This window comes from Halobellus sp., assembly GCF_042218505.1.
Lineage (GTDB): Archaea > Halobacteriota > Halobacteria > Halobacteriales > Haloferacaceae > Haloquadratum.
Genome location: NZ_JBDGQZ010000005.1, coordinates 83,815 through 93,297, shown reverse-complemented (window position 1 = coordinate 93,297; position 9,483 = coordinate 83,815). Strand labels below are relative to the sequence as shown.

The window sequence follows — 9,483 nt, the reverse complement described above, 5'->3', positions numbered from 1 at the left end:
CAAGGCTAACATCAGATTCCATCTGTACGGCGGACCGCAGGGGTGGAATCCTCATCTCTTGCGGACGTGAACGTACGGAGTTCGGAGCCATAAAGGCACCGATCCGCGTCATAACCGGCCGAAGCCGGCGCGCCCGAGTGGGGACGGAATCGAACCGCGCCCCGGTCGCGGTGTGTCGTTCGCATTCAACTGGAACCGACTCGAACACTTAAGCCCGTCGTATCGTCACCGTCCCAAGATTGGGACGACGCCGGCGACGGGCCCGTCGAAGGGCGTCCAGTGAGCTTCCCATCCGGAGTGACCCGGGCGGGCTTCCGCGTATTAGTTCGAATGCCCGGGTGATATAAAAGGCCGTCGTATCGTTCCCGCTTCGTTATGCGATTTCACACCGAGGGGCAGGACCCACAACTTGCCACTGATGGCTCGACGTAGGGGAGGTGAGCCACAGGAAATGTATCGCGCGGTCGGAGGCCGAGACGTCATCCCACGCGTCGAGCGTGCGGTCTGCTCGGGTGGTAACCGCGCATTCGGAGATGTATGTGGGACGGACAAAGGGATGACGGACCAAGCGAGGCGGGCGTCCGGTCAGGGACGGGACGACGCCGGAGCCTGACCGGAGTACCTCCTACCGATAGCACGGGCGGAGCCGTAATGCGGTCGATCAGTTACTTCTCGATGTGCTCGATGCCCTGCTTCGAGACGTTACCCCGCGTGACAGTTGAGACCTCGTTGTCCTGCATCCACCCGGGCTTGTCGTCGGGCGCGGAGTCGTGCCAGGCCCACGCGTGATAGACGTGTACTCTGTCAGTGCCACGTTCGAGCAGTCGGATCTCGGTGGGGTCGTTTTTGGCTTCGTCTTCGGTTTCGTACTCTTCGTAGCCCTGGAGTCGACGGGCGGCTTTCAGCGCAGCCTGTCGCGGCATCCGACCCGTGAACTGTTTGGTCTTCTGTCCGTCCTCGAGCATAACGAAGTTCCGCTTGCCGTCCTCGCGTACCATCTTTGGGACCTCTGTGTCAAAGAAACACATGGTTCGGCTTAAGTATACCGGCAAAGCCGCCTGCGGCGGCGGGGTCGCCTGTCACATTCGGGTCGAAATCGCCGCCGCCAGCGTCGATACGATGAGCCGATCGGGACGGTCGTCTCCCATCGGGGAGAACTGCGACGATCGCTCCGCGAAAATTCGGGCCACTGTGGCCCGGACCGAGCGTCGCAGAGGATCACAGGGGCCCATAACCGCGGGTCAGTCGGTTACTCCTTGCAGCCGACCAGTTGACAGCGAGAAACCGCCTTCCCTTCCCGCGTGTGTACGCGATCAATCAGTCATTACCGTAATTGAGAAGTCGTAAACAACAGTTATGTATATCTTGCGCCAAACCTTCGGTTAGACAGTTCCGATGGTTCGGAAAAAGAAGCTCAGCCCGAGTGGCGCGAAAGACGAAGACGGCGAGTACCACAACGTCCACGTGAATCTCCACGAGGACGAACTCGCCGTGGCCGGGATGGAAATCGGCGACGAGGTGTTCGTTCGGGTCCGAGACGGAAAGATCATCATTCAAAAGGCCGACCCGGACGCGGTCGAACACGACTTCTGACCGGATGCATCGAGGGATCGACTGGACGCCGGAGCCGGGACGTTCGACCGAGAGTGAGAAACAGGGGCTTCCGTGATCGAGTCAGCATATCGCGCACTCAGGCCGCTTCTCTTCTCACTGCCCGCAGAGAGCGCACATCGTACGGTCCACCGCGGGCTGGAAACAGTCCAACATACGCCGATCGAGGACGCCCTCCGGGAGCGTCTCACCGTCGGCGACCCGCGTCTCACCGTTGACGCCTTCGACCAGTCGTTCGCGAACCCCGTCGGTGTCGCCGCCGGATTCGACAAGAACGCCGAGTTGCCGTCGGTTCTCGGCGCACTCGGCTTCGGTCACGTCGAGGTCGGCGGCGTCACCGCCCACGCGCAGGCGGGGAACGTCAGACCGCGGATGTTCCGTCTCGTCGAGGACCGGGCCATCGTCAACCGAATGGGCCTCAACAACGAGGGTGCCGACGCCGTCGGCGAGCGGCTGCGCCAGAGCCCCGATCCAGGGATCCCGCTCGGCGTCAACGTCGCACTCTCGGAGGCAGCGGACAGCGACGAGGCCCCCGAGGACTACCGCTACACGTACGAGCAGGTGGCCGAGGGCGCCGACTACCTGGCGGTCAACGTCTCCTGTCCGAACAGCGAGGGGATTCGCGACCTCCAGAACCGCGAGTCGCTGGAGGCCATCCTCGGGACGCTCGCCGACGCCGGCGCGTCGCCACTCCTGGTGAAACTCTCGCCGGACCTCCCGGAGCCAGCCATCGAGGACGCCCTCGCTGTCGTCGACGACTTCGACCTCGACGGCGTCATCGCAACGAACACCACGACGGACCGACCGGACGAACTCGGGAGTCCGAAGCGGGCCGAGCAGGGCGGCCTCTCGGGCGAACCGATCGAGGATCGCTCGACAGAAATGGTTCGGTTCGTCGCCGAGCGGACCGACGTTCCCGTGATCGGTGTCGGCGGTGTCTCGGGCGCGTCGGGCGCGTACGCGAAGATCCGTTCGGGAGCGAGCCTCGTGCAGCTGTACACTGGGCTCGTCTACGAGGGGCCGACGCTCGCCCGCGACATCAACGAGGGGCTGCTCGACCTGCTCGAACGAGACGGATACGACAGCGTCGTGGACGCAGTCGGCGCGGACCTGTAGCGACGAATCGAACCGGACAGTCGGTCAGTCGCGGTGGACGATCACGACGACGTCCTCGGTGTCCACCATCTCGCCCTCGCCGGTGTACCGCTGTTCTTTCTGGATCTCGAACATCTCCGGGCCGAGTTCGACGTCTGCGACGTGCAGTTCGTCGTCGACGGTCTCGTACGCTCCTTCTTCGAGCGCGGCTTCGATGTCGGAAACCCGGCTCCCGAACTCGGGGCCGACAAGCGAGTAGTCGAGGTCGACGCCGGTAACGACCGTCTCGATTGCCGGGCGCTCGGAGAGGATCGCCAGTTCGTCGACGTGCATCACGCTGGAGATGTCGTCTTCGAAGCCGGAGACGTCGCCCCAGACCTCGACGCGGTCGAGGTCGGCGTTCATCGACAGTTTCGCGTCGCTCTTGTACTTCCGGAGCGCGCCCACGACCTCCATTGCCGTCTCGCCCGCCTCGAAATCCGCGTCGACGCCGAGCGGTTCGGGCCACCCGCTCTGGTGAACGCTGCTGTCTTCGTGCATATCCCGCCAGAGTTCTTCAGTCGCGTGTGCGAGGATGGGCGAGAAGAGTTTGAGGAACCGCCGGTGGGCCACCGACAGCGTGTAGGCGGCCGAGGGGTCGTCCCCGTCGCGGACGCGCTGTTTCGCGATCTCGAGGTAGTCGTCACAGAACGTGTGCCAGAAGAAGCCTCGAAGGCCGTCGCGGGCCTTCGAGAACTCCCGACTCTCGAAGCGGTTTGTCAGTCGCTCGATCTCGCGGTCCAGCGACGCCAGAAGCCACCGGTCCAGCGCGGCGAGATCGTCGTGGTCGAACTCCGGCGGCGCGTCCTCAGTGAGGCTCTCGACGAGTTTCGAGGCGTTCCAGAGTTTCCGGAGGAGTTTCTCGCCGGCGCGGAGTCCTTTCTCGGAGTATGGGAGGTCGTCGCCGACAGCCGATCCGGCCGCCCAGTACCGCGCGGCATCCACGGGGTACTTCGAGACGACCTCGTCCGGCGCGACGATGTTGCCCTTTGATTTCGACATCTTCTCTCTGTTTTCGTCGAGCACCATCCCGTTGATCATCACGCTGTCGAAGGGCACCGTGCCGGTGTGCTCGTAGCACTTCACGACCGTGTGGAAGAGCCAGAAGGAGATGATGTCGTGGCCCTGTGGCCGAAGGTCGAACTGGTAAAGTTCGGGGTTCTCAAACCCGAACTCCTCGTGTTCTGCGTCCCAGTCCCAGCCGGCGTTGATCAGCGGCGTGAGCGACGAGGTCGCCCACGTGTCGAGGACGTCGTCCTCGGGGACGAACGCCGCGTGGCCACACTTCGGGCAGGCGTCGACGGGTGGGTCGTCACTCAGCGGATCGACCGGAAGCCTCTCTTTGTCGGCGAGGACCGGTTCGTCACAGTCGGCGCAGTACCACACCGGGAACGGGATTCCAGAGGAGCGCTGTCGGGAGATAGCCCAGTCCCACTGGAGCCCCTCGATCCAGTTTTTGTATCTGGTGTACATCTTCTCGGGGTACCAGTCCATCTCTTTGCCGGCCTGGAGGTATGCCTCGCGCTTGTCGAGCAGTTCGACGTACCACTGCTCTTTGACCAGGAACTCCACGCCCGTCCCGCAGCGCTCGTGGACGTTCACCGTGTGGGTGATCCCCCAGCGGTCCAGGAGCGCGCCCGCGTCGTGCAGGTCTTCAACGATAGCCTCGCGGGCCGCCTCCGAGGAGAGGCCCTCGTACTCGTCCGCAACGTCGGTGAGCGTGCCCGACTCGTCGATGGCGATCCGGAGATCGAGGTCGTGTGCCTGGTACCACTCGATGTCAGTCTGGTCGCCGAACGTACAGCACATCACGATGCCCGAGCCCGTCTCCATATCGACGCGCTCGTCCTCGATGACCGGCACCTCCTGATCGAACAGCGGGACGCGCGCGGTCTCGCCCACGAGGTCCTGGTTCTCGTCGTCGTCGGGGTGAACGAAGACGGCCACACAGGCCGGCAGGAGTTCGGGCCGGGTCGTCGAGATGGTGAACTGCTCGGGGTCGTCCGCGTCACCGCGCCCAACGATGTCGAAGGCGATGTCGTGGAAGTGACTCGGCTGTTCGTCGTCCTCGGTTTCGACCTGCGAGATCGCCGTCTCACACTCCGGACACCAGATCGCCGGCGCGCGCTGTCGGTACTCGCGGCCCTGTTCGTAGAGGTCGATGAAGGAGAGTTGTGAAATCCGACGGACTTCCGGGGAGATCGTCTGGTACGTCTGGTTCCAGTCGATCGAGATACCCAGGCTCTGCATCTTTTCGGTGAACTCCGCTTCGTACTCGGCGCAGACCTCCTGCGTCATCCGCTGGAACTCGCGGCGCTCGTAGTCCTGATGGCGCACGTCGAGTTCGTCTTCGGCGAGCCGCTCGGAGGCGATCCCGTTGTCGTCGTAGCCGAACGGGAAGTAGACGTCTTTCCCGCGCATCCGGTTGAACCGTGCGACGAAGTCCTGCAGCGTGAAGCCGTAGACGTGGCCCCAGTGCAGGCTGCCGGATACCGTCGGTGGCGGCGAGTCGATCGAAAACGCTGTGTCGGGGTTCTCGGCGTCGCCCTCGTAGGCGTAGGTCTCGTCGTCGACCCACCGGTCTTGCCACTTCGCCTCGACGGTGTCGGGGTCGTATTCTCCGCTCGGCATCCTGGGCGAAAATACCGGTGGGCGGGCTGTTAAGTGGCTCGATTAGACGGACGGAGGCGGGAAAAATCGAGGAGTCGATGGCGTCGTACTGATTACGCTCACCTCATACCGCCGAGCGTCGTCAACGGGGGATCTCTCGGCGGCAAAAAGTGAGAGTAAACAGTATCAGTCGTCGCCGAGCGCCGCGAGGTCGAACTCGAAGGCCGCCACCGGCAGTTCGAGGTCGTGTTCGACCAGCACCGACGGGTGGAGTTCGCCGACGACGCCGACGGCCTCGCCGTCGATCACGACGGTGGCGACCCGTCCGTCGATGAACGAGGGGTGATCGGTCGGCGGCGTCGCCAGGTCGGCGGCGAAGTCACGACACATCGCCTGCAACCGGGCCTTCGCGTCCTCGTACGTCGCGTCGTTACGAGCGAGGACCGCGCCGACGTGCCGACGCTCGCGGACCCGGGTGTCGATGTCGTCGTCGCGCTCGGCCACGAGGCCGACCTCCGCGAGGTCCTGCGGGTACGCGCGGTGGGTGTTGTTCTCGAGTACCATTACCAGCGACGGGAGGAGCCACGGGCGGAGGATCGTGTAGTCCTCGCTGTAGGGTTCGGTGATCTCGACCGCCTCGCCGCCGCCCAGATACTCGCCCCCGGGCTCGACGTTCATCCGGTCGTGGACCGCCGTCTCCCGCGTCATATGGAAGTTCAGGAGGTCCTCGAAGCCCAGGCCGGTGAGGACGTTCCGCGTCGCGGCCTCGAGTCGGGAGCGCTCGTGGCGACCCCCGACAGTGCCGAGGTCCGGATACTTGGGTTCGAGTTCGTCGAAGCCGTACGCGCGGCCGACGTCGTCGATCAGATCCAGGGGATGGAGTATATCCGTCCGGTAAGGCGGAATCGACACCTCGTAAACCGGTTCGTCGGGGATAACCGCTGTGTCGCGTCCGGCGTTCGCGCTCGCGTCACGATCGTTGTCGACAGCCGCATCGAGACCTGAGCGCTCGAAGAGGTCGATCACCTCCCGGGGTTCGAACTCGACGCCCAGCATCGTCTCGATGCGATCGTGGCTCACCGACTTGGTCTCGACCTCGAAGTCCGGCCGGACGAGCGTGCGCTCGCCGTCGGACGAGGAGGATCCGTACGCGATCTCGACTTCCTCGATTGTCGCGCCGCGAGCGGAGAGGGCGTAGCAGATGATGTTGCACATCCGGTCGATCGTCCACTGATCCGTGCCGGTGAGTTCGACCAGTAGTTCCCGGGAGTCGGTCGAAACCTCGGTCCGGCGGCCGTTAATTACCGGCGGGAACGAAAACAGCCCGAGTTCGTCGTAAATCGCCGGACAGCGGTCGTACTCGGTGACGAGATCGGCGTACGTTTCGCCAGTCGGGTGCTCCGCGAGCACCTCGGCGGGCGTCAACTCCCTGTCGCTGTCCAGCGGAACGAACGTGTCACCGCCGGGGTCGATCCCGGTGTAGGTGATCGAGTTGCCCTCGCTGTCGTCGGTCAGGGTATCGCCCTTGATCGCCACCAGGTCGTGGATGCCGATCGCGCCCTTCGCGCGCTTTCGACCCATCGTGGCGTGTAGTTTCTCCTGCAGTTGGATCAGCGAGTCGAGACTTTGCTCGTCGAGATCGACGCCTCGGACGATTGCGCCCGTGACGTACGGCCGCTCGTCGGGCACGTCGCTGTCGACGACGTACGTGAAGTCGGGATCGTTGGTGTCCGGTACACGGACCCCGTGGTCGTCGCCGTAGTGGTACCGCAGCGAGCGCGCGACGCCTTCGACCGACAGGCGGTCGAGTCGGTCGGGGCCGAACTCGAACTGGAGTGAGCCGTCATCGGTCTCGCCCTCGAACTCCAGACCGAGTCCGAACAGATCCGATTTCAGTTCCTCGTCGTCCTTTTCGTCGTGGCCAGTCAGTGCCCGAAGTTCGTCGGGATCGATATCGACGACAGGCATCAGTAGGTCACCTCCGCGCCGCGGAGGAATTCAAGATCGGCAAGCGTCCCGTGCAGATCGCGGATGTCCTCGGCTCCCGTGGTCAGCATCGCGAGGCGTTCGAGCGCGAGTCCCCACGCCATCACGTCGTGCTCGACGCCGAGCGGTTCCAGCACCTCGTCGCGGAACATTCCCGAGTTGCCGATCTCGATGAGTTCCCCGGTCGTGGGATGCTTACCGAACAACTCGAAGGAGGGCTCGGTGTAGGGGTTGTAATGCGGTTTGAACTGGATATCGGTGATGCCGAACTGCTCGTAGAACTCGACGAACGTACCCATCAGATCGCGGACCGAGAGGCTCTCGGCCATCACCCATCCCTCGATCTGGAAGAACTCCAGCAGGTGGGTGGCGTCCAGCGTGTCGTTCCGGTAGACCTTCTCGACGGAGAAGTAGCGCTGCGGTGGGTCCAGTTCGCCGACCTCGGTGCCGGAGAGGTATCGCATCGACAGCGACGTGGTGTGTCCGCGGAGGGCGATCGCTCGCGCGAAGTCCTCCGACCACGGGGAGTGGTAGCCGTCGCCGTCCGCGCCGACGCCCTCGCGATGGGCGGCTTCGACGCTGTCGACGAGATTATCGGGGAGATCCGCGATCGGCGGGACGTCGAGCGCGAAGCGGTCCCAGTGGGTCCGCGCCGGGTGGTCCTGCGGCATAAACAGACAGTCGTTGATCCAGAAGTCCGCGTCGGCGTGGGGGCCCTCCATCTCCTGGAAGCCCATTCCGACGAGGACGTCCTTGACGCGCTCGGCGGTCTGTCTGAGGACGTGCGTCTTGCCGCCCTGGACGTCGGGCGCGTCCGCCTCGACGTTGTACTCGGTGAACGCCACGTCCTGCCACTCGCCGGAGGTGAGCAGTTCGGGCGTCAGCCGATCGACGGTCTCGGCGGTCTCGATGCCCTCCATCAGCGCGGTGACGCCCGGGTCGGAGAGGGTGACCGTCCGAACGGTTCGCTCGTTTCGATCGACGAGGTTCCGCGAGACCAACTGATCGAGGACCTCGTCGTCGCGTTCGTCCACGTCCTCGCCGTCGGCAAGTGCAGTGAGCGCGGCCGCTTCGGGGTCTTCGCCCGCGTCGGCATCGGGGTCGGCGGCGAGTTCCCCGCGTTCGATGGTGCCGTAGCCTTTCCGGCCGTAGTTCGCAAGCGCGATGTCGGCTGCCGGGCCGTCGAGATCGGCCGTGTCGATGACCTGGCCCAGCTGGACGGGGTCGTCGTCGGCACCGGCCTCGACGGCGGCGCGGTACAGTCGCGTTTCGGGGAGGCCGGCGTCGACGTACGCGTGGCCCTCCTCGGTCAGTTCGTACTCGACGGACTCGCGTTCTGTGAGGTTCAGCAAGCCCTCGTCTCGGAGTTCGAAGACGGCCTGCGTCGCCGTTTCGGGCTTCAGGTCCGCCTCCGCGGCGAGTCGATCGATCGGCGTCTCGTCTGTCGCGCTCGCGGCGTTCAACACCGCGACCTGTGATTCGGGAAGTTTCATTCTGGAATGTACGCAGTCGTTGTCGCGTCTACCGCTCGGCCGCCAGTTAGCAGTTCCGAAGACCGCGGACACCACGCGTCCGCGAAGGGTCGGTTTGGACGGTTTCACCAGTGCCCGCCAGTCGGGCCCGGCGGCGCGACGGATCCACCGCCCTCACGCGACTGTAAAAACAAACACAGGCCCGTCGATGTCGGTCGGTTCGCTGGCGACGCTGCGCCGCGCGAGGTCGGGACTGTGGTGCATACCCCAACACAGCGCTGGCGCGGGCAAAACAGTTCCGAAATCGTGCAGTGCGGTGCCACGTCTCACGACAGCCCCGAGGTTATCTCCGCCGGTGTCGAACCACCGAGTATGCCCGAGGCGGTGCTGTTCGAATCTGAGAGTTCACAGGACCGTGCGGCAATCGCCTCGTACCTGCGCGACGTCGCAGCGAAACTCGAAGCCGGCGACGAGGGGACCCTCAGCGCCGGGGACCGGTCCGCGACGCTCGCCCCGCCCGAGCGGCCCACATTCGACGTCAAGGCCGAACGCGAGGGGCCGGCCGACGAGCAAGGCGACCTGGGTATCGAGTTCGAGATCGAGTGGCACGAAGGCGACGAGAGCGGGAGCGAACTCTCGGTCGAGTAAGCCGATTGCGGTCCGAAGGTGC

7 protein-coding genes are annotated in these 9,483 nt (G+C 64.6%); 3 read left to right on the top strand and 4 right to left on the bottom strand.

The features are described 5' to 3' along the window. Positions 1 to 665 precede the first annotated feature (665 nt). Entirely contained in the window at positions 666 to 998 is a 333-nt protein-coding gene (locus ABEI27_RS01340; protein WP_375797616.1) for a non-histone chromosomal MC1 family protein, read from the bottom strand. A gap of 397 nt (positions 999 to 1,395) precedes the next feature. Here ABEI27_RS01340 and ABEI27_RS01335 point away from each other — a divergent pair, with 397 nt between their 5' ends. Together ABEI27_RS01335 and ABEI27_RS01330 are read left to right on the top strand one after the other, a co-directional pair. Then, positions 1,396 to 1,593, top strand: coding sequence for a hypothetical protein (locus ABEI27_RS01335; protein ID WP_049987936.1), 198 nt, complete (start codon positions 1,396 to 1,398; stop codon positions 1,591 to 1,593). A gap of 75 nt (positions 1,594 to 1,668) precedes the next feature. After that, on the top strand, positions 1,669 to 2,727 hold the full coding sequence (locus tag ABEI27_RS01330; protein ID WP_375797620.1) for a quinone-dependent dihydroorotate dehydrogenase: 1,059 nt from the start codon (positions 1,669 to 1,671) through the stop codon (positions 2,725 to 2,727). 24 nt (positions 2,728 to 2,751) lie between these two features. Here the strand turns inward: ABEI27_RS01330 and ABEI27_RS01325 are convergent, their stop codons facing one another. From ABEI27_RS01325 to ABEI27_RS01315, 3 genes are all read right to left on the bottom strand, one after another. Beyond that, positions 2,752 to 5,376: a valine--tRNA ligase gene (locus ABEI27_RS01325; RefSeq protein ID WP_375797615.1), complete on the bottom strand. Its 2,625-nt coding sequence runs from the start codon at positions 5,374 to 5,376 to the stop codon at positions 2,752 to 2,754. Between the two features lie 165 nt (positions 5,377 to 5,541). Then, positions 5,542 to 7,323, bottom strand: coding sequence for a phenylalanine--tRNA ligase subunit beta (pheT, locus tag ABEI27_RS01320; RefSeq protein ID WP_375797614.1), 1,782 nt, complete (start codon positions 7,321 to 7,323; stop codon positions 5,542 to 5,544). After that, entirely contained in the window at positions 7,323 to 8,834 is a 1,512-nt protein-coding gene (locus ABEI27_RS01315; RefSeq protein ID WP_375797613.1) for a phenylalanine--tRNA ligase subunit alpha, read from the bottom strand. The genes pheT and ABEI27_RS01315 overlap by 1 nt, the downstream gene beginning before the upstream one ends. 351 nt (positions 8,835 to 9,185) lie before the next feature. On the opposite strand from ABEI27_RS01315, the gene ABEI27_RS01310 reads away from it, so the two are divergent. Continuing rightward, positions 9,186 to 9,461 carry an amphi-Trp domain-containing protein gene (locus ABEI27_RS01310; RefSeq protein ID WP_375797612.1) on the top strand — a complete coding sequence of 92 codons (276 nt, stop codon included), beginning with the start codon at positions 9,186 to 9,188 and terminating at the stop codon, positions 9,459 to 9,461. Positions 9,462 to 9,483 lie beyond the last annotated feature (22 nt).